Below are 23,679 nucleotides of genomic sequence, written 5' to 3' on the forward strand. Positions count from 1 at the left end.
CTGGTCATGGTCACTCCTTCTGTGGGTCACTCACCCAACGCATGATAAGTTCAGTGCCCTGGCCCGGCTGGCTTGTAATTGAGAGTTGTGTTCCGGCGGCATCTGCGCGCTCACGCATCATGCCTAATCCATAATGACCTGCAAATGTTTCTTCTGTATTAAAGCCCACGCCGTCATCACGAATGCGTAATTCAATGGCAGAATCTTCATGCATCAGATCGATATCAACTTTGCTGGCTTTGGCATGCTTGGCGATATTGTTCAGCGCTTCCTGACATACCCGATAGAATGCCACTTGTATTTCAGCAGGCAGGATAACATCCTCTGCTACCGTAACCTTGACAGGGATGTTGATGCGCCCCGAAAGAGCGCTTCCTAATAGATACAACAGGTCGCCAAGATCTGTATCGGTCAATGCAGAGGGGCGCAATTCGGCCAGAAGTGCGCGCATTTCGGCCTGTGCGGCGCGGGTCAATCGGCGCAGATCGTCCAACGATTTACGCGCTTCATCCTGGTCGCGGTCCCATAAGCGCGGCAAGACATCGGCAATCAAACCAGCCGAGAAGAGCGATTGATTGACGGCATCATGCAGGTTTTGTGCCAGGCGCTGGCGTTCCTGTAATGCGGCAAGTGACTGGGCGTGTTCATAGAGCTCCGCATTGACCAGGGCAATGGCGGCTTGGTTTGCCACCGTCAACGCCAGGTCTGCATGATGGGCTGTAAAGTAATTCTTCTGAATGTGTGCAACTCCTACACTGCCGATGACGCGATTCTTTACCGCCACTGGGACCCACATCCACGCTTGCACTCCTCTTAACAACAGAGTGGCCTGATCATCCAAAAGCGAGCGAAGAAATTGCGCTGACGGTTCTGCGCTCCACACATCGGCAATACGATCGGGCCGGTGCCCATTGAACAACTTCATCAAGGTTTCAGGGCCTTTAAGTCGTATGCGGAAGGGGATGGTTTCTTCCAAGCGCTGTGACCCTCGTACAGCTAGAGCGACCATCTCTGTTCCATCGAGCAGGAACAATTCGGCATGGGTGTATTCAACCAGCACTCGTAATTGATCCAGGATCAGGCCCGGCTTGAGTTCCAATGCAGACGCCAGTGTTTGAGAAATATCCAACAAAGTGGCTTGCTCACGTGTATGGAGCTCTACACGTTCGTGGAGTAAGCGTTCTGCATTGATCCGTTCGGTAACATCCCGAACGATACTCAACATACAGGATCGCCCTTGGAATGGAATGGCGGTTCTGCGTGCATCCACATAGAATGATGAACCATCTTTGTGCAAATGAACCGCTGGCACATCGAGCAAGCCGCCTTTCGACTGCATTACATTGGGAGCTTGAGTGAATAGAAGCTGACTGTCGGGATGGATATATGCAGTCAGGTGCAAGCCTATGAATTCCTCGCGTGTAAAGTTGTGCATCTCAATGGCGGCTGGGTTGGCATCTACGATACAGCCAGTTCCAATATCGCTAATGATCATGCCATCACTGGCAGATTCAAAAATAATCCGGTATTGCTGTTCTTTATCTTCGGTACTTAATTCTTTGCTCATGCTGGGTCACGGTCCCCTTTCCCGTTGATTTGGTTTTGTTGCATTCGGTTAATCCTTTCACTTGCCGATAGTCCCCTCTTGATCGATATATTCATAATACTACAATAAACATAAGTATTTGAAAGCCAGTTTACGATTCTTGATATATTCGTGATTTTTATTACCTAACTTGCGACAGCGTTGTACATATATTGCCGCGTGTTATGACCTGATAGTGTGTTACACTGATATTGGCAATTTATAAACAATAAGTTTATAAAGATTCGGGGGAATAGAGACTGGTCCAGAGGAACAGTTATTTCGTCTGTGCCCATTTGCGAAAAGTAGTTTGTTTATTAGCAGTAAAGGAAAATAGTATGAATAAAAGAGAAACCGTACAAGCCCTCATGGATTCAGTCCAGAAGGGTGACTTCGCAGCCGTCAGATCCATGCTCGCGGCTGATTTTCAATTCAGCGGTCCCATTCCAGACGCGATCAATGCAGAAACCTGGCTTGGCATGAGCGCCAGCCTGAAGACAGCTTTCCCAGATCTGAACTATCACTTTAAGGTCATCGGTACTGATGGTGACGTTGTAAAGTCCACTTCGCAATTGAGTGGAACCCACATCGGCCCATTCGACCTGACCAGCATGAACATGGGAATGATCCCTGCCACGAACAAGGCTTTTTCTGTGAAACTTGAAAAGACAAAGGTCACCGTGAATAAAGAGAACAAGATCTCTGCATGGGCTGTCGAGCCGACCGACGGCGCAGGATTGAAAGCGATCCTCGGTCTGTTGGGTGTTAAACCATCATCCATGTAGTTGATTCTCTAAAACATCCATCTGTACATAAAAGTAGCAGTTGGGGATCAAGTTGTAAATTGTGTTTTGCAGTTATAGGGTTGGTCTTGAAGCGCTTCTCGTGGAAAGTTGTCTGAAATGGCGATCAAACTATATGTAGGGAATTTGCCTGCATCAACAACTTCTGATGAATTGATGGAGTTGTTTGCTCAAGCTGGGGAAATCGTCCAGCTTGATTTAGTCAAAAGCCCCCAGAATGGTCTGCCTAAAGGGTATGCTTTCATCACGATGAATACGCAAAGCGAGATCGACAAGGCAATCAGCATGTTTCATTTGTATTTATTAAGAGACCATGCGCTAAAAGTTGGTTTGGCAAATCCAAGAAGAAACCGCGACAAGAAAATGCCAGATTCTGAGTTGTAAAACATCGTGAATTTCAGTGTAATGTCATACGTATGTTGAACCAGTTCTCCCAGGATGAATACGCATATCCTGGAAAAGATAAAAAAATAATTAAGTGAAAACCTGATCGTGTTCAGGAGCCTTTTTGAAGAAAAGGCTCTCAGTTTTGATACATCATTAATTGTTGTTTGTTGAAATAAGGTTGTTTGAAAGGAGAAGTTTTATGGAAAAGCCTGCCCATACGATCATCAAGCGCATTGCTTTTATTGGCAACTATCTGCCACGTCAATGTGGTATTGCTACGTTTACCACGGACCTGTGCGAGTCCATCGCAGAGGAATATAAGGGCACGGCCTGTATTGCCCTGCCCGTCAACGATACCGAGGCGGGGTATGAATACCCGCCGCGCGTTCGATTCGAGTTGGACGAGAAGGATATCGAATCCTATCGCCGTGCCGCTGATTTCTTGAATATCAACAACGTGGACATGGTCTCATTGCAACATGAATATGGGATCTATGGCGGGAAGGCAGGCAGTTACATCCTTGCACTCTTACGTGAATTGCGGATGCCCATCGTCACAACGTTGCATACGATCTTGCGCGACCCCACTCCCGATCAGCGCCGTGTGCTCGAAGAGATCGTCTCTCTTTCAGATCGCGTGGTTGTGATGAGCGAACGAGGCGCAGAATTTTTGCAAAAGATATATCACGTCTCGCCCGATAAGATCGACATCATCCCGCATGGCATCCCTGATATCCCTTTTGTAGACTCGAGCTTTCACAAGGACCTGTTCGGTGTGGAAGGGAAAACTGTTCTTCTGAGTTTTGGCTTGCTATCTGCAAACAAAGGCATCGAGAATGTCATCTCGGCTCTGCCTGCTATTCTGGAAAAACACCCTGATGTTGTTTATATTGTTGTTGGCGCCACCCATCCTCATGTAGTGCAGAACGAAGGCGAAACGTATCGCCTGTCCTTGCAATGGCTGGCTCATGAAAAAGGTGTGGAAGCCAATGTGATCTTTTATAACCGCTTCGTCAGTTTGGATGAACTGGTTCAATTCATCAGCGCGGCGGATATATACATCACTCCCTACCTTGACGTGGCGCAGATCACCTCCGGTACGCTGGCATATACGCTTGGCGCAGGCAAGGCGGTTGTCTCCACGCCATATTGGTACGCCGAAGAAATGCTTGCCGATGAACGTGGCGCATTGGTGCCATTTGGTGACCCACAAGCATTAGCTGACCAGGTGATCGATCTACTGAGTAACGAGTCGAAGCGCGATGCCATGCGGAAGCGCGCCTACTTGTTTGGGCGCGATATGATCTGGCCTCAGGTTGCCCGCCGTTATATGGAAGTATTTGAGCGTGCCCGTTCCGAACGACGTTATTTTGCCCATGAGGAATACGCGGTCAAGCCTTTGGATAAACGTGTTGGGGAACTGCCTCCTCTTAAGCTGGATCACCTACGCCACATCACTGATGACACCGGTATATTACAACATGCTATCTTTACAATACCTAATTACCGCGAAGGTTATACAACCGACGATAACGCCCGCGCATTGATGATCGGTGTACTTCTGGAAGAATTGGGAAACAAGGACGCTATTGAATTGGAAACCCGCTATCTGGCATTCATTTGGAATGCGTTCAATGCAGAGACCAAGCGCTTTCGCAACTTTATGGATTACCAGCGCAATTGGTTGGAAGAAAGCGGGTCAGATGACAGCCACGGCCGCGCCTTATGGGCTTTGGGTATAGTGATCGGACGTTCGAACACACCTACGCTTAATAACATGGCGGGACGTGTCTTCCAACAATCATTGCTTGCCATCATCGATACGACAAGCCCGCGTGCCTGGGCATTTGCATTGCTCGGTATTCATGAGTACCTACAACGATTTGCCGGTGATCGCCATGTCACTCAAGTACAAGAGGAACTGGCAGGGCGATTGCTATCGCTGTACAAAGATAACCATGTGGCTGGATGGAACTGGTTTGAAGATAAGCTAACGTATTGCAATGCCGCCCTTCCTCACGCTTTACTGGTATCCGGACAATCCATGTCAAATCCAGAAATGACCCGTGTGGGACTCGAGGCTCTTAACTGGCTGGCTGAATTACAGCACGCTGATACTGAGGGAAAGCATTTCGTTCCCATAGGTTCCAATGGCTTTTATACACGCGGTGGTGAGCGTGCCCGTTTCGACCAACAACCTGTCGAGGCGCAGGCGATGATCTCAGCCTGCCTTGAAGCATATCGCAGTACCGGCGCAAAGAGTTGGTATGCCGAGGCCCGCCGCGCCTTCGAATGGTTTCTTGGACGTAACGATCTGTATGTCTCTGTATATGATCCCACCACCGGTGGATGCCGCGATGGCTTGCATCCTGATCGCCTGAACGAAAATCAGGGCGCCGAATCCACGCTTGCCTTCCTCCAGTCTTTAATGGAACTACGGCTTGCAGAACATATCATATTGCCCCATGAGGATATTCACATTGATCACTCCAACCACACAACTTTTTCAACGCCACAAACTCAACCCGATCCTGACAGCCTCAAGTTGGCCTTACCAAGTCAATAGTGTATTTAACCCTGGCGCCACGTTACTGGCAGATGGAACTACTTTATTATTGTGCCGCGTTGAAGATCGTCGCGGTCATTCTCATTTGTGTGCTGCACGTTCTGTCAATGGGATCGATAACTGGCAGATCGATTCTCAACCCACCTTTATGGCAGACCCGGAACGTTATCCCGATGAACTGTGGGGATTGGAAGATCCACGTATCACTTATGTCCCTGAATTGGAACAATATGCAATCGTTTATACCGCCTACGCAAGTGGCGGTCCCGGTGTGGCACTGGCGCTCACAAAAGACTTTCATTCCTTCGAACGCTACGGCGTCATTATGCAACCGGAGGATAAAGATGCAGCACTTCTGCCACATAGGATCAACGGTCAATGGGCCTTGATCCATCGTCCCGTTTCTACAACAAGGGCACATATTTGGATATCGTACTCATCAGACTTAACGAATTGGGGTAACCACAAAAAGATACTGGAGGCGCGCTTTGGCGGCTGGTGGGATGCCAATAAGATAGGTCTTTCGCCGCCTCTGATCGAAACACCTGAAGGTTGGTTGATGATCTACCATGGTGTAAAACAAAATGGGGCGGGTGTAATTTACCGATTAGGGCTCGCATTATTCGATTTGAATGAACCGGAGCGTTGCTTGAAACGTGGTGATGAGTGGGTGTTTAGTCCTGAGGAAAAATACGAATTACATGGGGATGTCGACAAAGTAGTCTTTCCCTGTGGTTATACCCTTGCGCCCGATGGCGATACCCTCCGCATCTACTATGGTGCGGCCGATACAAGTATTGCATTGGCAACAGGAAGTGTAAGATCAATGCTTGACTGGCTGGGAAAGCACGGTCAGTCATAAGAATGCCTGATGTTTCTCAGCTATGGAAACTAACCGCCTCATAGATGGTTGATGTTAGACATGCGGAAACTAGCATATGAGCAATTGCTCTAATCCCAATACATGAGTACGTCACATTTTCTACGCCCTGTCTCTACGACAGGGCGTAGATTTTTAAATCTTGATACTTTCTTGATGTTTGAACCTGTTTCCTTGTCCCTGTTTTGACTGCTAAATGCCTACACTTGGTCCAATTGGAGGCACAAATGAATGATTTGATCTATGTAGGACTGACAATACTGTTTTTTGCCCTTAGTGCTGGGTTGATCAGGGTCTGTGAGCAACTCATGGAGGATAAGTCGTGAATATCTTTTATGTAGTCACGGGAATCATCACCCTGACCTTATTCGTTTATCTTGTATTAGCTTTATTGAAACCGGAGTGGTTCGGATGAATATGTATAGCTGGTTTCAAATTATCTTCTATATCGTGATTTTGCTATTCCTGGCAAAACCACTTGGCTCATTTATGGCGAAGGTCTATCAGGGTGAGCATACATTCCTGGACCGGGTGCTGATGGCATCTGAAAGATTCATATATCGCGTGTCGGGAGTGAATCCAACAGATGATATGAATTGGAAGACATATGCTGTTGCCGTGATGCTGTTCAATGCGCTTGGCTTGATCTTCGTTTATCTTTTGCAACGGCTTCAAGGAACTCTGCCATTTAATCCGCAGGGACTGGGCGCAGTGTCCCCTGATTCTTCATGGAATACCGCTGTCAGTTTTGCGACAAACACCAATTGGCAGGGCTATGCTGGCGAGACGACCATGAATTATCTCACCCAAATGCTGGGCTTAACTGTACAAAACTTTGTCTCTGCGGCAACCGGCATGACAGTATTGGTTGCACTGATTCGCGGAATTGTTAGGCATACGACCAAAGGCATCGGTAACTTTTGGGTGGATTTGACCCGTACGACTCTTTACATTTTGATACCGCTTTCTCTTGTAGTCGCGCTTGTGCTTGTCTCACAAGGTGTTGTGCAAACCTTTAGTCCATATCAAACAGTGGGATTGCTTCAATCGACGACCGATGCGAACGGTAAGGCTGTGACCGAACAAGTACTGGCAATGGGACCCGCCGCTTCGCAAGTAGCGATCAAACAATTAGGCACCAACGGCGGCGGCTTCTTCAATGTCAACTCTGCGCATCCGTTTGAAAACTCAACTCCGTTCTCAAATTTTATTGAGATGCTATCTATTCTCTTGATCCCTGCCGCGTTGTGTTACACGTTTGGCAAAATGGTTGGGGATACGCGTCAGGGTTGGGCGTTGTTGACGGTGATGACCATCATCTTCGTGGCATTTTTAGGCTTGGCGATCTGGTCCGAGCAAGGCGGTAACCCGGCCTTCACAAAGTTGGGAGTGGACCAAACCCAAACCGATATAAACCCAGGCGGCAACATGGAGGGAAAAGAAACCCGCTTCGGCGTTGTTAACTCTGCGCTATGGGCAACGGCAACCACTGCCGCTTCCAATGGCTCGGTCAACTCAATGCATGATTCATTCATGCCGCTTGGTGGATTGGTCCCACTCTTCATGATCCAGTTGGGCGAGATCATCTTCGGCGGTGTTGGCTCAGGCCTATATGGAATGCTGGGATTTGTCATTGTGGCAGTGTTCATCTCTGGGTTGATGGTGGGACGCACACCTGAATATATGGGAAAAAAGATCGAAGCATTTGAAATGAAAATGGCATCGCTGATACTTTTGATCCCCATCTTGCTGGCGAAAGTTGGCACGGCGATTGCACTTATCGCCCCGGCTGGGCTCGCCACGATTTGGAACACGGGTGGCCCACATGGATTTAGTGAAGTGTTGTATGCCTTCTCCTCTGCGGCGAACAACAATGGATCAGCGTTTGCTGGCTTGGGGGCCAATACTCCGTTCTATAACACGGCGCTTGGCATTTGCATGTTCTTTGCCCGCTATTGGTTGATCATTCCGGTGTTGGCGATTGCAGGCTCACTTGCGCAAAAGAAAAAAATCCCTGCAAGTGTTGGCACCTTACCGACACATACTCCGCTGTTCATTGCCTGGTTGATCGGTGTCATCATGATCGTCGGTGCACTGAGCTTTATCCCGGCCTTGGCGTTGGGGCCGATTGTCGAGCATTTGATGGTCTTTGGTCATTAGGATATTTATCAATGAATACTCAAATTAAAAAACAATCTCCCTATCGTCGCGAGATCTATCAACGCGCGATCACAGAATCTTTCAGAAAGCTTGATCCTCGTGCAATGGTCCGTAACCCGGTTATGTTCGTGGTGGAAGTGGGGAGTGTGCTAGCCACCGCTTTGTGGGCCCAGGCCTTGCTCGGAGCCGGTGAAGCGCCAACAGGATTTATCGGTGCCATTGCGTTATGGTTATGGTTTACTGTCCTGTTTGCAAATTTCTCTGAGGCGGTAGCCGAGGGGCGTGGGAAGGCACAGGCTGAGTCCTTGCGTAAAGCACGACAGGATACCCCAGCCAAGAAGATCACCTCAAAGGCTGAAAAAATTGATAGTTCTAAAGTTGAGCATCAACTGGTTTCCTCCACAGCACTAAGAAAGAATGATCTGTATCTCGTTGAATCTGGCGATATTCTCCCGGCAGATGGAGAGATCGTAGCGGGGATTGCGTCAGTGGATGAAAGCGCTGTTACCGGCGAATCAGCTCCCGTTGTGCGTGAGGCGGGCGGCGATCGTTCCGCTGTCACAGGAGGGACGCGGTTGTTATCCGATTGGTTGATCGTGCGTGTGAGTGCGGATCCCGGTCAGGGATTTCTGGATCGCATGATCAGCATGGTTGAAGGTGCAAAGCGTCAGAAGACCCCGAATGAGATCGCGCTCAATATTTTGTTGGCGGGTTTCACGATCATCTTTTTGATTGTATGTGCCACGTTATTGCCATACTCGTTATATAGCGTGACCGCCGCAGGCAGTGGGACTGCAATCACGATCACGGTGTTGATCGCATTGTTGGTGTGTTTGATCCCCACAACGATTGGCGGCTTGCTTTCTGCTATTGGTATTGCTGGTATGGATCGTATGATCCAGCGTAATGTGATCGCGATGTCTGGGCGAGCTGTGGAAGCCGCAGGTGATGTTGACGTTTTGTTGCTTGATAAGACCGGCACGATCACGTTGGGGAATCGTCAGGCGGTGGATTTTATCCCCGTGAACGGTGTCAATGCTTATGAGTTGGCTGAAGGTGCCCAACTCGCCTCGCTTGCTGATGAAACGCCCGAAGGTCGTTCCATCGTTGTACTTGCCAAGGAGAAGTTTGGTTTGCGCGGACGAACCATGGGGTCCAGTGATGAAACGCCCGATGGCATGCACTTCATCCCATTCACGGCGCAAACACGCATGAGCGGAGTCGATTTCGATGGCACATCCATTCGCAAAGGCGCGCCTGATACGATGTTGGCATTAGTGCAATCGTTCAATGGGAACCAGTTACCGCCCGACCTGAAGCCGTCGGTGGATACCATCGCACGGATGGGTGGTACGCCATTGATCGTGACAAAAAATAATAAGGCGTTGGGCGTCATTCACCTCAAGGATATTGTTAAGGGCGGCATCAAAGAACGTTTTGCGCAACTGCGCAAGATGGGTATTAAGACCGTGATGATCACAGGCGATAACCCGTTGACTGCGGCGGCGATTGCGGCCGAGGCTGGCGTTGATGATTTCCTTGCACAGGCTACACCTGAAGCAAAATTAAAGCTCATCCGCGAACATCAGACCGGCGGGAAACTTGTGGCGATGACTGGTGACGGCACCAACGATGCACCAGCGCTTGCACAAGCCGATGTCGCTGTGGCGATGAATACAGGCACACAGCCCGCGCGTGAAGCCGCCAACATGATCGACCTTGATAGCAACCCCACAAAGTTAATTGAGATCGTGGAGATCGGCAAACAACTCTTAATGACACGCGGTGCGTTGACCACGTTCAGCATTGCCAACGACGTAGCGAAATATTTTGCCATCATCCCTGCCGCGTTCGCTTCCACCTACCCCGTGCTTGGTGCGTTGAACTTTATGCATCTTGCCACGCCTGAAAGCGCGATCCTCTCTGCCGTGATCTTCAATGCGCTCATCATCATTGCTTTGATCCCACTGGCGTTGCGCGGCGTGCCATATCGAGCAGTGGGTGCGGCACAGCTCTTGCGCGACAACCTACTGATCTACGGCCTCGGTGGCATCATCGCGCCGTTCATTGGTATCAAATTGATCGACATGATATTGGTCTCATTCGGACTGGCATAGGAGATTCAAATGATCACTGTAACACCACCACATGAATTATCTTCCTGTGAAGAAGATAATGCCTACATCACCATTGTCCTTTATGGATACAACACAAGAACACAAGGAAGGTTTATCCGATTCATTCGCCGCCCCTTGAAAGTATTTGGTTTGCTCTCAACAATAGCATGGAACGCTGCGGCTCTGATCCCTAATGCCTTCAACGTGCCTCTTAACCTTCGCCCGTGGGTTTTCCTTATTTCCATTTTCTGGCTCTTCGGTTTCTCTGCAGGATTATTCAATCTATGAACACACAACTTCGACCGGCTCTCACCATTTTTGCTTTACTGACCATTCTCACTGGCGTGATCTATCCTCTTGCTGTGACAGGTATTGCTCAGATCGATTTTCCACATCAAGCCAATGGAAGTCTCATTGTTGTAGGTGGCAAAGTTTATGGCTCTGAATTGATCGGGCAACAATTCGATGACCCCAAATACTTTTGGGGACGTCCCTCCGCGACATCTTCTGAACCGTATAACGCCGCATCTTCTTCTGGATCTAATTTTGGTCCAGCCAACGAAGCTTTGATCTCCTCTGTAACAGAGCGCATCAACGCCTTGCAAGTTGCGGACCCAGACAACACGCTTCCGATCCCTGTTGACCTGGTTACTTCATCTGCGAGTGGACTCGATCCGCACATCAGCGTGGCGTCAGCGATGTATCAAGTTCATCGTGTGGCAACAGCTCGCGGCTTGAGCGAGGCGGATGCCAGATCCTTGGTGGAACAATATACGCAGGGACGTCAATTTGGATTTTTAGGCGAACCGCGAGTCAATGTCCTGCAATTAAACCTGGCTTTGGATGAGATACAATAAATTTAATGGAACAACGCCCTGACCCTGATGAGTTATTAAAACATATTCAAGCCGAAGAACCCAATCGCGGCAAACTCAAAATATTTTTGGGGTATGCCGCGGGTGTGGGTAAGACTTTCGCCATGCTTGAAGCTGCGCATCAACGCAAGGCGCAAGGCATTGATGTTGTGGTGGGGTATGTTGAAACGCACAAGCGTGCAGAAACTGAACAGCTTGTAAACGGCTTGGAAATTTTGCCGCGTCAGCAAGTGAAATATCGCGGCGTAGACCTGCCCGAGTTGGATGTGGACGCGGTGTTGGCGCGCCATCCAGCCATTGTTTTGGTAGATGAGTTTGCACACACCAATGCGCCGGGCTCACGTCATCCAAAACGATATATGGATGTTGATGAAATTCTTGATGCAGGTATCGACGTATACACCACGCTCAACATTCAGCATCTCGAAAGTTTGAACGACATTGTTGCGCAAGTGACCAATGTGATCGTGCGCGAGACGATCCCTGACCGTGTGATCGATGAAGCATCGGAGATCGAAGTTATTGACCTGCCTCCTGATGAGTTGATGGTGCGCCTGAAAGAGGGCAAGGTTTACATTCCAGAGCAAGCCAGCCGCGCCATCGGTCAATTTTTTCGCAAAGGGAATCTGACAGCGTTACGCGAGATGTCTTTGCGTCGCGCGGCCGAACGTGTGGATAACCAAATGCGTTCGTACATGCAGACGCGTGCCATCTCTGGCCCGTGGGCCGCAGGGGAACGCTTATTAGTTTGTATCAGCCCGAGTCCGCTGGCCGAGAAGTTGGTTCGTACCACACGCAGGTTGGCAGATGAACTCAAAGCTGAATGGTTTGCTGTGTATGTAGAGATCACATCCAAACCTGAGAATGACCCGGCCAATCGCGAACGCATCGGTCGCATTTTGCAACTGGCGGAGGAGTTGGGGGCTAAATCTCTCACCATTGCCGGTAGTTCCATTCAAGAAGCCGTGCTTGAGTATGCACATAAAAATAACATCACTAAGGTTGTGGTGGGTAAGCCACTCAAGCCGCGTTGGCAGGAATTATGGAAAGGTTCCATTGTTGATCAACTGATTTATGCCAGCGGTGATATTGATGTGTATGTTATCAGCGCACGTGAAGGGCCATCCAGCCCCATGTTGCCAAAAGAGTGGCAACCGCATAGCCCGGCAGGACGGTATGTGCTGGCGCTTGGTTTGGTATTGATATCGACCATGTTGGGTATGTCCATTCGTGGGAACCTTGAACCAGCCAATCTTGTCATGTTGTACTTGGTTTCAACAGTCATCTCGGCTGTATTTCTCGGGCGCGGACCATCGTTGCTTTCTGCCATTGCTGGAGTACTGGCGTTCGATTTTTTTCTTGTCCCTCCATACTTGACATTTGCAGTCAGTGATACACAATACTTCATCACATTTATTGCCCTCTTTCTCATCAGCTTGTTGGTCAGTTCTCTCACTGCCCGTGTCCGCGAACAGGCTGAAGCCGCCATGTTGCGCGAAAAACAAACTTCAGCCCTCTATGATCTGAGCCGTGACCTAACCTCTGCCACCGATTTACATCAAGTAGCGAATATTATTATTTCCCAGATCAGTCAGGGGTTTGGACGTGAAGTCGCCATCTTCCTGCCTGAAGGGGATCAAGTGCACGTCTTCGCAACTTCACCCAATTATCAGCCTGATGAAAATGAATTGGCTGTAGCTACCTGGGCCTTTGAACATAACCAACCTGCCGGTCGTGGCACAGATACGTTGCCAGCCGCATCCTTGCGTTGTCATCCTTTAAAAACCTCGAATGGGATTGTAGGTGTGCTTGGTATTCATTCACAAGACAAGGCAAATTTTCTAACATCTGAACAACGGTTAACGCTTGTAGCGTTTGCTAATCAATCGGCGCTTGCCATTGAGCGTGCCAGCCTTGCCGAGCAAGCCCAACATGCTGAACTCCTGCAGGTCACTGAAAAATTACAGACGGCTCTGCTTAACTCCATCTCGCATGATCTGCGCACGCCGTTGGTTTCCATCACGGGTGCGCTCACGAGCCTTGATGAACAATCTGATTCGCTGAAAGAGGAATATCGCAAGAGTCTCATTGTCACTGCCCGTGAAGAAGCGGAACGCTTGAATCGTCTCGTGGGTAATTTGCTTTCAATGACGCGGATCGAAAGTGGTGCCATTAAACTGCACCTCGACCCCGGCGATATTCAAGATGTTGTTGGCACAGCGCTTGAGCAACTTGGCAATCGCATTGCGAATCACAAAGTGCAGGTGGATGTCCCAAACGATTTCCCGCTCGTACCTATGGACTTCACATTGATCGTACAGGTGTTGGTCAACGTATTGGAAAACGCGGTCAAGTATTCGCCTAAAGATTCGTTGATCGAAGTCTCTGCCAATCTATCGGATGAAATAGCACGCCTCCAAATTGCGGACCGAGGGGTTGGCATTCCGTCCGAGGACCTTGTGCGCATCTTCGACAAATTCTACCGAGTCCAACGCCCTGAAAGCGTCAGCGGCACGGGGCTGGGACTTTCCATCAGCAAGGGCATCGTCGAGATCCATCAAGGTCGTATTTATGCGCGGGCACGCACTGGAGGCGGAACGATCATCACAATTGAGTTACCATTAACGAGAAAGGAATGAACTGATGAGTGATGCCGGTCAACGTGTGTTGGTTGTAGACGACGAAAATGCCATTCGCCGTTATTTGCGTACTGCACTGACCGCGCAAGGCTTCACCGTCTACGAAGCAACGAATGGGGAAGAAGCTTTAACCGCAGTTCTCAATCACCGCCCAGATATCATCATTCTTGATTTAGGTCTCCCCGACTTGGATGGCATCGAAGTCACACGCCGCCTGCGTGAATGGTCACAGACGCCGATCATCATCCTCTCTGTCCGCGAAGCTGAAAACGATAAGATTGCCGCCCTCGATGCAGGCGCAGACGATTACCTTACCAAACCCTTCGGCACTGGTGAACTTATGGCGCGCATGCGTGTTGTAATGCGTCGCTTGGCAAATAAATCCGATGAGCCCATTCTGCAAGTGGATAGCCTCAAAATGGACCTGTCCCATCGTTTGGTTATGGTCAGTGAAAAAGAAATTTCCTTAACCCCAACCGAATACGACATTTTACGCTTGTTGATGCAAAATGCAGGTAAAGTACTTACGCATCGTCAATTACTGAGACAGGTTTGGGGGACAGCCTATGAAAGCGAAATGCATTTACTCAGAGTCAACATCAGTAACCTGCGGCGCAAAATAGAAACTGATCCATCACGTCCGCATTACCTGGTCACAGAGTCGGGGGTAGGGTACCGAATTCGGGTGTGAACAAATAAGAATGTCGTCAAAAGGAAAATAGAATTTCGCTCTCCAATACAAACCATAGAATGTGGTTTGTATTGGTTGTAAGGGGTGCTTTTCGTCTACATCTGTATGGCTATAGTTTCGGAAGCCACTTAGCTAGTTGCAGGATTTACATCACTCTCTATGTGTTTGATGAAAATATCCACAACTTTGGGATCGAAGTGTTTACCAGCTTGATCCTTTATATAGGTTATTGCTTTTTCGCGGGACCAAGCCGGACGATAGGGGCGGTCAGATGTTAGTGCGTCCCAAACGTCAGCTACGGCAAAGAGGCGGGCTGAGACTGGAATCTCCTCTCCTCGCAACCCTCGAGGGTAACCAGTGCCATCCCATTTTTCATGATGGCAGTAGGGGATATCCAATGCTGGCCTTAAGTATTCGACCGGGTAGAGCATCTCGTAGGCGAATTGGGGATGCTTTCTCATGATCGACCATTCTTCATCGTCCAGAGAACCTTGTTTGTATAGTATGTGATCTGGTACACCTAATTTCCCCATATCGTGAAGAAGAGCGCCGCGTTGAACATGCACAATCTCACTTTCATCCATTCCAAATGCTTTTGCAAGTTTAACTGTGAGCTCTGTTACACGTTGACTGTGTCCTTCTGTTTCCCTGTCACGTAAGTCCATGGCATGTGACCAGCCGGTGATGGTCGCTTCATAAGCTTTCATAAGACGTGCATGGGCATCTTGAATATTTGCCCGTTCCTGAAGAAGCTTTTGGTAGCGATTAAGTTTTGTAATACCGATAAGCCGTGCCCTTAATTCGTAACGGTCAAAAGGTTTGGTGATGAAATCATCAGCGCCTGCCTTTAAAGCGTTTAACAAAGAGTCTCTATCATCTAATGCAGTGAGAACAATGATGGGAATTTCAGCTATCTCAGGGTCACTGCGTATCTTTTGACAAACTTCAAACCCTGTCATACCTGGCATCATAACGTCTAGAAGGATTACGTCTGGCTGGGTTATTTTCACCATTTGCAGTGCTTGCATTCCATTTTCAGCCATCGCGATATTGTATCCATCCCCCTCCAGCACAGATTCGAGAGTTTGTCTCCCGGAAAATTCATCATCGACGATCAAGATTGTACTAGTCACAGCTTTGTTCCTTTCTTGTCCATGCTAAAAGTACGATCATAGAGAATCATACCCATTCAAAGATTGGGTGTATATACAGGAAAACCCCCATTATTGCTCGCGGTCAACAAGCCTAAATTTAACAGCCATGCGAACCAAGCCCGCAATATTGCGAACATTTAGCTTTTCCATTAACTTGGCCCGATGTTTTTCAACAGTTTTTTCACTGATGAAAAGCATTTTGGCTATTTCGCTGCTTATATGTTCTTCGGCTATTAGCTGTAAAATTTGCTTTTCGCGAGGGGAGAGGGTGGATAAGAGGTCGCTGGGCTGACCGTCCTGTGGCTTTACGATGCTCTCAATGATAATTTCAGAAATTGGCTGGCTAAGATAGGTCTGTCCATTTGCAACGGCTCGAACAGCATGTAGCAATTCATCGCTCACTGATGACTTTAGCACATATCCTCTTGCCCCGCTTTGTAATGCCTGGTGTACAAGACTGGCATCATCATACATGGAGAGGATCATAATGTGGGTGGGGAGTTTTTGCTTATGAATGTTTGCCGCCGCTTGAATCCCATTCATTTGAGACATCATAATGTCCACGATCAAAACATCTGGCTTTAATTCCTGCACAATTTCCATGGCTTCCTGTCCATTGGATGCCTCTCCCACGACGTGCATATCACCGGCTTGTTCAAGGAGCGCGCGGATTCCTGCACGGACCATAAGGTGGTCTTCTGCGATGACAATTCTGATCATAATGACTCTGGAAGTTTTTCTGTTTCTGGAATAGTAAATTGCGCCAATATGATCGTGCCGCGAACCGGACTAGAGCTGATATTGAACTTGCCTCCTATCAAAGTTAACCTTTCTCGCAAGCCTGTCAAGCCGATACCTGTTGATGAGTTTTCCATTTTGAACCCTTGTCCATTATCCTGGACGGTCAAGTTGATCGTTTTATCTTCCACGGTCAAATCGGCCCATACCTGATTGGCATTCGCGTGCTTGGCAACGTTGGTTAATGTTTCTTGTAGTACACGGTAAAGCGTTATGTTGTAGATATCGGGAAGAGAAGGAAAATCCTCGTCTGCTTCAAAAGCTACTGGTATACCGGTGGTGCGTGTGAACTCAATGCAATAATTATACATGGCTGTTCTTACCCCCAGCGTATCTAATGAAGGGGGACGTAAGTCATGAGCAAGCCCCTTAACCTTCCCGAAAATTTCAAAGATCTGGTTGTGTAAAACTTGTAATTTCTCCGTCATCTCTTGTGGTGAGACCGGTAAGCCATTTTGCAAATTACGCAGGGTAATCATGTGCATCGTTAGCGCTTGTCCAAGGTCATCGTGCAATTCACGGGAAATATTTTGACGTTCCTGTTCCTGGGCAGTAACGACTCTCTCTGCCATTTTGCGTATGTTTTCACGTTGTTCAACCAGATTGTGATACCGATTCAAGCGGAGAATGGTACGAACACGTGCCACAAGTTCATGGCGATCAATCGGTTTTGTTAGGAAGTCATCGGCGCCTGATTCGATTCCTCTTAGCAATGAGTTGCGGTCATCCAGAGCGGTAAGGATAATGATGGGCACTTCAGCAACTTTTTGAATGGCTCGTATACGACGGCACACTTCATAACCATCCATCCCAGGCATCATTATATCCAGAAGGACCAAATCGGTCTGAAGAGTTTCGAGGAGTTTGAGAGCCTGGAAGCCATCTTTTGCTATGTGAATTTCATAGTCATTGCCATCTAACATGGCAACCAGAGTCTCTCGCGCAGTTATATCATCGTCAACGATCAATATTGTGCTCATACGGGTCTGGTTTTCTCCTCTCCAATTGCAATGCATTTTTGGATGGTCTTGACGAGTGCTCGCAAGTTTACAGGCTTGCTCATATATTCATTCATACCAGCTTCTATACAGCGTTCGCGATCGCTTGGCATGGCAAGGGCGGTAAGGGCAATAATGGGGACGTATTTGAATCTTGGATCGGCTCTGAGCTTCTTGGTCGTTTCAATACCGTCCATACGTGGCATTTGGACGTCCATCAAAATAAGATCAGGGATGATAATTTTAGCTTGATTGATCCCTTCAACGCCATCTTGAGCGATTGTTACATCATATCCTGCGGTTTCAAGATAATCCTGTATCATCATAACCACATCGGTGGTATCTTCTATTACGAGAATTCTTTTTTTGTTTTTATAAGCAGCCGCTTTGAGCCAGAGTTTACCTGTTGTTTGCAGTTTCTCGATCGTATTTTGGATGGTAGCCGATTCCCACGGCAATGTTATGGTAAAGCGGCTCCCCTTTCCAACATCGCTGGTCACTTTTACGCTTCCGCCATGGAGGCGTGCCATCTGTGAGACCAATGCTAGGCCAAGACCGGTACCGGTGCTTTCACGAGCAAGGCCTGAATCCAATTGTACGAAAGGTTGAAATAGCCGTGGAAGGTCAACATTCTGAATACCAATGCCATTATCCCAGACAGAAATTTCAACTATTCCCAACTCTTCATTTCCGTGAACATCCAAGCCCAATTGACCGTTTTCTGGGGTGAACTTGACCGCATTGCTCAGGAGGTTGACGATCATTTGCTTCAATCGCCGTTCATCTGCCCATATCAATCCTACAGTACTTTCCACATTTAGGCTAATCTCTTGATTTTTTTTCTGAGCCAATTGCTTGACCATGCGCAGGCTGGCCTGACAGATTTCATTGATGTTCACTTTAGTAACATCAAGTGTAATTTGACCGGCTTCGATTTTTGCTAGATCAAGAATGTCATTGATCAATGATAGTAAATGATGTCCACTTTCGCTGATCGTGGTTATATATTTCAATTGCTTATCGTTGAGCGGACCAGCAATCTTTTCTGCCAGACTTTCCGAGAGACCTAGAATGGCATTAAGCGGGGTACGCAATTCATGACTCATATTAGCAAGGAATTCATCCTTCACTCGCAGGGCGCGGGCCAGGTTGGAGTTTGCTTTAATAAGTTCCGCAGTCCGGTCTTCTACGCGTTTTGCCAGTTGGTTGCGTTCCTCGGCAAGTATGGCCTCCATTTGCTTTCGTTCCGCAATATCCCAGGCATGATCCGCAAAGCGTTCTGCTGTCTCCAGGTCCTGCTGTGTATACTCTTCTGGCTTGTTAGCTATTCCCATGATAGCCAGGACTTTCTCGTCACGAATGATGGGAATCACGATCTCTCGTAATATCTCAACAGGTGCTTCCGTCTCTCCTTTCTGATTTGGCAGGGACTTTAAATCGTTTTGGATGATCGGCTGGCGCCGATGAATCGCTTCAGCCCAAGCCCCGGTTTGATCCAACAAATCATGCCCGTCTTCGCTGACAGATGTACGGAAAAACTCCATTGCCTTGGTTGACCATGTTCGCGCAGAAAGCGTGATCTCATCTGGCCCGATAAAATGGAAAAAGGCAATTTCGCTGTTGGTTAAGTCACCGACCTCATCGGTTGTTTTTTGCATCAGGTCGCTTAATGAATGATGGGCTGAAAATTCCATCAACTCGAAACGTTTTTGTAAAATAGTTTCAGCTCTTTTTCGTTCTGTCACATCTTTCGCTACAACCGATACACCATGCGAAGATGGATAGGCAGTGGTCTCAAAGGATCTCTTCACTCCATGTAAAACGAATGTCGTCTCAAACACTTGAGGTTTCATATCCTGCAAAACTTTTTCATATATTTTTTCAATGCGCATCTGCTCGGCGCTCTGGCCAAATACCTCATTCATGGTTTTCCCTATTGCATTTATTGATGTAACGCCAGTTAAAGCTTCAGATGCCTTATTCCAATAACTAAAACGAAGTTCGCGGTTCAATTCAAAGAACACATCAGTGATGCTGTCTGCAAGCTCACGGTAATGGGTTTCACTGGCGCGCAAAGCTTTCTCTACCAGATTGCGTTCTTCTAACATTCGTTGCGCAGAGTGATACAAACGAGCATTTTCGAAAGCGATGGAAGCCTGGTTAGACAAGGTAGCCAATAGACGTTCATCCTCTGCGTTAAATGCATTTTGCTCTTCGCTCTCAACGCTGATCACGCCAATGATTTTGTCACCAGCCTTGAGGGGCATATATAGACCGGAGTTTATACCTTCATATGTGCCTACATACTGTGGGTATTTACGGACGTTGCCTGTACGAATGGGCCTGCCTGTTTCCACTACCCAACCACTTAAACCTTCTCCTACTTTCTTGACTTGGCTCGAAAAAACTTGTTCCACTTTGTCGTTTTCGTCTTTGAGCATATCTGGCAAACTAAAAGCTACAAGTTCCAGTTCGTCGCTCCCTTGTTTCAACAAGCGGATAGTGACATGATGCCAGGAAAGGTAATTGGAGAATGTTTTGATGACGCGCTCACCGATATCGCGTGGCGATAATAACTGCCCAACCGCCAGACCATTTTCATAAAGTGCCTGCATTTCAGCAAGATAACGTTCAATCTCCTTTTGAGCACGTTTTCGTTCAGTAATATCTTGAACGATTACTTGAATGGCTTGCCTGCCCATATACGTAAGTGCAGTAGCAGTCACTTCAACATTGATAATAGAACCATCAGGGCGGATGAGACGTTCTTCACGAGGGTACCAATTTTCATCACCAGCAAGCATATGTTGTAGCGCTTCAACGGTATCCTTTCGTTCATCAATAGGAACGAAATCTAGCGCAGACATCCCAATCAAATCTTTAGGAGATTTTGCGCCAATAATTTTTGCGGCAGCCTCGTTAACAAACACTAGTTTTCCATCAACGTGAACACCCACCCCTACGGGTGCAGTAAGGAGTAATTGCCGGTAACGATCTTCGCTCTGCCGTAAAGCTTCCTCGGCCCGTTTTCGCTCTGTAATATCCGCCGCTACTCCCGCAACACGTATAACCCTGCCATTGTCGTCAAAGATCGGAAAGGCTCGGTCCCATATCCAGCGAATTGCACCGTCAGATCGTACGATGCGATATTCCATTTCTGTTTTTATTCCGCTTCTTTGTTCTTTTATTGCCTGTGAAACAGCAGGGCGGTCTTTTTCAAAAACGGTTTGAAGGAACAAGCTTGGGTTGCTTGTCATTTGGTTTTGTGAGTATCCCCAGATCTTTTGTGATACGGGGCTAATATAAATATCCTCATTGGAGATGGCGTCGGTCATCCAGAATACTTCCTGAATATTCTCTGCTAATTGACGGAAGCGTTCCTCGGATTCTAATATTAACTTTTCAGCATTTTTTCGCTCTGTAATATCCCGGTCAATGCCGAGAACTACTGCCCGTCCTCCCAGTGTAATGAGAGATGTAGATACCTCAACAGGGAAAATATGCCCATCTTTATGGCGATGGAATGTTTCGTAACGCAGAATACCCTCTTGCCGGATCCTTTCAATATAATCAGCGCGTTCAGTTCCCTCTCCCTGTGACAGGTTGAGTATATTGATGGATTGGCCGATCAACTCTTCACGCTTATATCCGTTCATTGTACAAGCCAGTTCATTACAATCCAAAATCGGCCAATCGCCCTGTGGGTCAATTAACGTAACAGCTTCAGGCGAAGCTTCAAACAAAGTTTTGAACTGTTCGCTGGTTTCGCTGATCGCCTCTTCTGCTAATTTTCGATCGGTAATATTCTCGTGCGCTAGTACTACCCATACTTGATCTTCTTCCTTGAAGGTCGTGATTTTGAGGATAAACCATCGCCTTTCCTCAGGGCTATGACAAGGGTATTCAATTTGTGCATTTGATATTTTTCCGTCGATCGCATCACGAATAGTTTTGGCGACTTGCTCTGACTCTTCAGCGTACGGTCCGGTTGCAGAAGCGCAGATATCAAGGTAATTTAATCCAAGCCCATATTCTTGGCTTGTCAGTCCATTTTGATCGCCAAACTTTCTCCAGGCTGAGTTAATACGTACAATAACACCGGTCTTGTCCAGGATGGCGATACTTGCGGAAAGTGAATCTTGAACGTTCTGTAAAAACTTTTCAGACCTTTGTATCCGGTCATTGGCCCGGCGATATTGAATGGCAGAATTCAATTGCTTGCCAATATTCTCAATTCTCTTCAATTCATTCTTGGTAAACAGAATTGGACTGGATACACTTAGGATACCCATGGTTTTACCATTGGCAACGAGGGGGATCGCCATAACTGATGTTATGTTTAATATTTTATATATTTGCGGGATGAGTTTGCGAATTGAGCCTTTTACCATTGGATGGATATAATCAGTTTCAACAAATTCATCCATCCAGTCCATGATTACTTTTGAATCATTAAGGATCATTCCTGTTTGTTCTTTCAAAACTTTATGAAAAACTCCGCCTTCTCTTAATGGAATTTGTACTAGTGGTATGGTTTGCCCAAGCAAATGCTCGATCTTTTTGCTTATATCTGGGTACAGTAGACTATATTGCATGATAACGGAAGTTTCATTGTGATTGAGCGTGTAAAGACTGCAGCCACTGCAGGAGAAAAGGCGTTTCGTTTCTTCTGCGAATAAATTCATAATCGTTTCGAGGTCGTCACCTTTTATCACAGCATCATTGATAATGTTGATCACCGCAAGATCGTCATTTTTTTCTTGAAGTTCGATTTCCGATTGCCTGCGCTCAGTGATGTCGTGGTAATTGACGACAATGCCGTGTACGTTTGGATCATCCAATAAGTTTGTCGCAACTGCTTCGATCCAGCGCCATGATCCGTCCTGATGTAGTAAGCGAAAAACGCCGTTTTCATACCCTCTCACTCTTTTAAGAAGACCATCGAACTTTTTTTGAATCCAATGGATATCATCCGGATGCATCAACTCAAAGATGTTACGGTTAACGAACATGTCTTGGGCATATCCCAGGTTTCGTTTAACCGCTGGATTCTCCCATAATAAAGTGCCATCCTCTGATAATATGGAAATGCTATCTAAACTATTTTCAATAAGAGCACGGAAACGTTTTTCTTGGGCGTGAATTGCATCTTCTGCTTGTTTTCGTTCAAGGAGTAAATTTCTTTCGTCTATGGCGCGGACAATGGCTGGGCCCAGTCGCTTGATGTGATCTTTGATGACGTAGTCACTTGCCCCTGATTTTATACATTCCACGGCAATATCCTCGCGCGTAGAACCTGTCCAAATGATAAATGGGGTAAGAGGTGCCTCTTCCAGACAAAGTCTTAGCGCTTTCATGCCATCGAACTTGGGCAATGCATAATCAGAAAGAATCACATCGGGTTGGAAAGTTTTGAGGGCGTTTAGGAAGTCGCTTTGGGTTTCCACGCGCAGAAATACGCAGTTTTTCAAACTTTCGCTAATAGCTCGTTGTGCCAGTTCAAAATCGCTTAATTGATCTTCAACGATCAGTATGTGAATTCGATTATTCATACATTTCCTTACCGTTTGTAATTGGCCTTACTTTTAGAGGCTTGTTTACCAAAAGCCAGTAAACTCCGAGATGGCCCATTGCCTCTAAAAAACTATCAAAATTAACCGGCTTGATAACATAGCTGTTCGCTCCCAGTTCATATGCGCTCTTAATGTCAGGGTCCTCTGCGGAGGATGTGATAACTACTATGGCAAGAGTGCAAGTCCGGACATCTTGTCGGAGGATGCGCAATACTTCAAGTCCATTCAGTTTCGGCAACTTCAGGTCCAGCAAAACTACTTTGGGAAGATTATGGCCGGTTCTACCCTCATATTCCCCTTTAGCGAATAGAAAATCCAATGCATCTATGCCATCTTGTACATGCACAAGGTGGTTGGCTAGATTGTTCTTTTTCAGTGCGCGGATCGTTAGCTCAGCGTCGCGAGGATTATCCTCGACAAGCAAAATTTCAACCGGGTCAACTTTATCCATGA

General features: G+C 47.3%; 16 protein-coding genes and 1 pseudogene. 11 read left to right on the forward strand and 6 right to left on the reverse strand.

All coding sequences use genetic code 11. The features are described from left to right. Positions 1-10: 10 nt before the first annotated feature. On the reverse strand, positions 11-1,567 hold the full coding sequence (locus IPP66_07415) for a PAS domain S-box protein (GenBank protein ID MBK9925106.1): 1,557 nt from the start codon (positions 1,565-1,567) through the stop codon (positions 11-13). Positions 1,568-1,923: 356 nt separating this feature from the next. On the opposite strand from IPP66_07415, the gene IPP66_07420 reads away from it, so the two are divergent. The 11 genes from IPP66_07420 to IPP66_07470 all read left to right on the forward strand — a co-directional run bounded on the left by IPP66_07420 (position 1,924) and on the right by IPP66_07470 (position 14,703). Further along, the gene (locus IPP66_07420) at positions 1,924-2,370 is read left to right on the forward strand and encodes an ester cyclase (GenBank protein MBK9925107.1); all 447 of its coding nucleotides are present in this window, start codon (positions 1,924-1,926) and stop codon (positions 2,368-2,370) included. Positions 2,371-2,487: 117 nt separating this feature from the next. After that, entirely contained in the window at positions 2,488-2,772 is a 285-nt protein-coding gene (locus IPP66_07425; GenBank protein MBK9925108.1) for an RNA-binding protein, read from the forward strand. 202 nt (positions 2,773-2,974) lie between these two features. Next, on the forward strand, positions 2,975-5,341 hold the full coding sequence (locus tag IPP66_07430) for a glycosyltransferase family 4 protein (protein MBK9925109.1): 2,367 nt from the start codon (positions 2,975-2,977) through the stop codon (positions 5,339-5,341). Beyond that, entirely contained in the window at positions 5,241-6,203 is a 963-nt protein-coding gene (locus IPP66_07435) for a glycosidase (GenBank protein ID MBK9925110.1), read from the forward strand. The genes IPP66_07430 and IPP66_07435 overlap by 101 nt, the downstream gene beginning before the upstream one ends. 340 nt (positions 6,204-6,543) lie before the next feature. Then, the gene (gene kdpF, locus IPP66_07440; GenBank protein ID MBK9925111.1) at positions 6,544-6,636 is read left to right on the forward strand and encodes a K(+)-transporting ATPase subunit F; all 93 of its coding nucleotides are present in this window, start codon (positions 6,544-6,546) and stop codon (positions 6,634-6,636) included. After that, entirely contained in the window at positions 6,633-8,381 is a 1,749-nt protein-coding gene (gene kdpA / locus IPP66_07445) for a potassium-transporting ATPase subunit KdpA (protein ID MBK9925112.1), read from the forward strand. Before kdpF ends, kdpA begins: the two co-directional genes overlap by 4 nt. 11 nt (positions 8,382-8,392) lie before the next feature. Next, positions 8,393-10,498: a potassium-transporting ATPase subunit KdpB gene (gene kdpB, locus IPP66_07450; protein MBK9925113.1), complete on the forward strand. Its 2,106-nt coding sequence runs from the start codon at positions 8,393-8,395 to the stop codon at positions 10,496-10,498. A 9-nt stretch (positions 10,499-10,507) separates the two neighbouring features. After that, the gene (locus IPP66_07455) at positions 10,508-10,786 is read left to right on the forward strand and encodes a hypothetical protein (protein MBK9925114.1); all 279 of its coding nucleotides are present in this window, start codon (positions 10,508-10,510) and stop codon (positions 10,784-10,786) included. Then, positions 10,783-11,355, forward strand: coding sequence for a potassium-transporting ATPase subunit KdpC (gene kdpC, locus IPP66_07460; GenBank protein MBK9925115.1), 573 nt, complete (start codon positions 10,783-10,785; stop codon positions 11,353-11,355). Before IPP66_07455 ends, kdpC begins: the two co-directional genes overlap by 4 nt. 5 nt (positions 11,356-11,360) lie before the next feature. Further along, positions 11,361-14,012 (forward strand): sensor histidine kinase KdpD, encoded by a 2,652-nt coding sequence (locus IPP66_07465; GenBank protein ID MBK9925116.1) that lies wholly within the window; start codon positions 11,361-11,363, stop codon positions 14,010-14,012. Positions 14,013-14,016: 4 nt separating this feature from the next. Further along, complete coding sequence (locus IPP66_07470) at positions 14,017-14,703, forward strand: response regulator (GenBank protein MBK9925117.1); 687 nt, start codon at positions 14,017-14,019, stop codon at positions 14,701-14,703. Positions 14,704-14,831: 128 nt separating this feature from the next. On the opposite strand, the pseudogene IPP66_07475 reads toward IPP66_07470, so the two are convergent. From IPP66_07475 to IPP66_07495, 5 genes and pseudogenes are all read right to left on the reverse strand, one after another. Then, positions 14,832-15,830 (reverse strand): annotated as a pseudogene (locus IPP66_07475) (response regulator). A 96-nt stretch (positions 15,831-15,926) separates the two neighbouring features. Continuing rightward, positions 15,927-16,577 (reverse strand): response regulator transcription factor, encoded by a 651-nt coding sequence (locus tag IPP66_07480; protein ID MBK9925118.1) that lies wholly within the window; start codon positions 16,575-16,577, stop codon positions 15,927-15,929. After that, positions 16,574-17,635 (reverse strand): response regulator, encoded by a 1,062-nt coding sequence (locus tag IPP66_07485; GenBank protein MBK9925119.1) that lies wholly within the window; start codon positions 17,633-17,635, stop codon positions 16,574-16,576. The genes IPP66_07480 and IPP66_07485 overlap by 4 nt, the downstream gene beginning before the upstream one ends. Then, the gene (locus IPP66_07490; protein ID MBK9925120.1) at positions 17,632-23,205 is read right to left on the reverse strand and encodes a PAS domain S-box protein; all 5,574 of its coding nucleotides are present in this window, start codon (positions 23,203-23,205) and stop codon (positions 17,632-17,634) included. Before IPP66_07490 ends, IPP66_07485 begins: the two co-directional genes overlap by 4 nt. Continuing rightward, the gene (locus tag IPP66_07495) at positions 23,198-23,677 is read right to left on the reverse strand and encodes a response regulator (protein MBK9925121.1); all 480 of its coding nucleotides are present in this window, start codon (positions 23,675-23,677) and stop codon (positions 23,198-23,200) included. The genes IPP66_07490 and IPP66_07495 overlap by 8 nt, the downstream gene beginning before the upstream one ends. Between the last annotated feature and the right edge of the window lie 2 nt (positions 23,678-23,679).

It is taken from the genome of Candidatus Defluviilinea proxima, from assembly GCA_016721115.1.
GTDB lineage: Bacteria > Chloroflexota > Anaerolineae > Anaerolineales > Villigracilaceae > Defluviilinea > Defluviilinea proxima.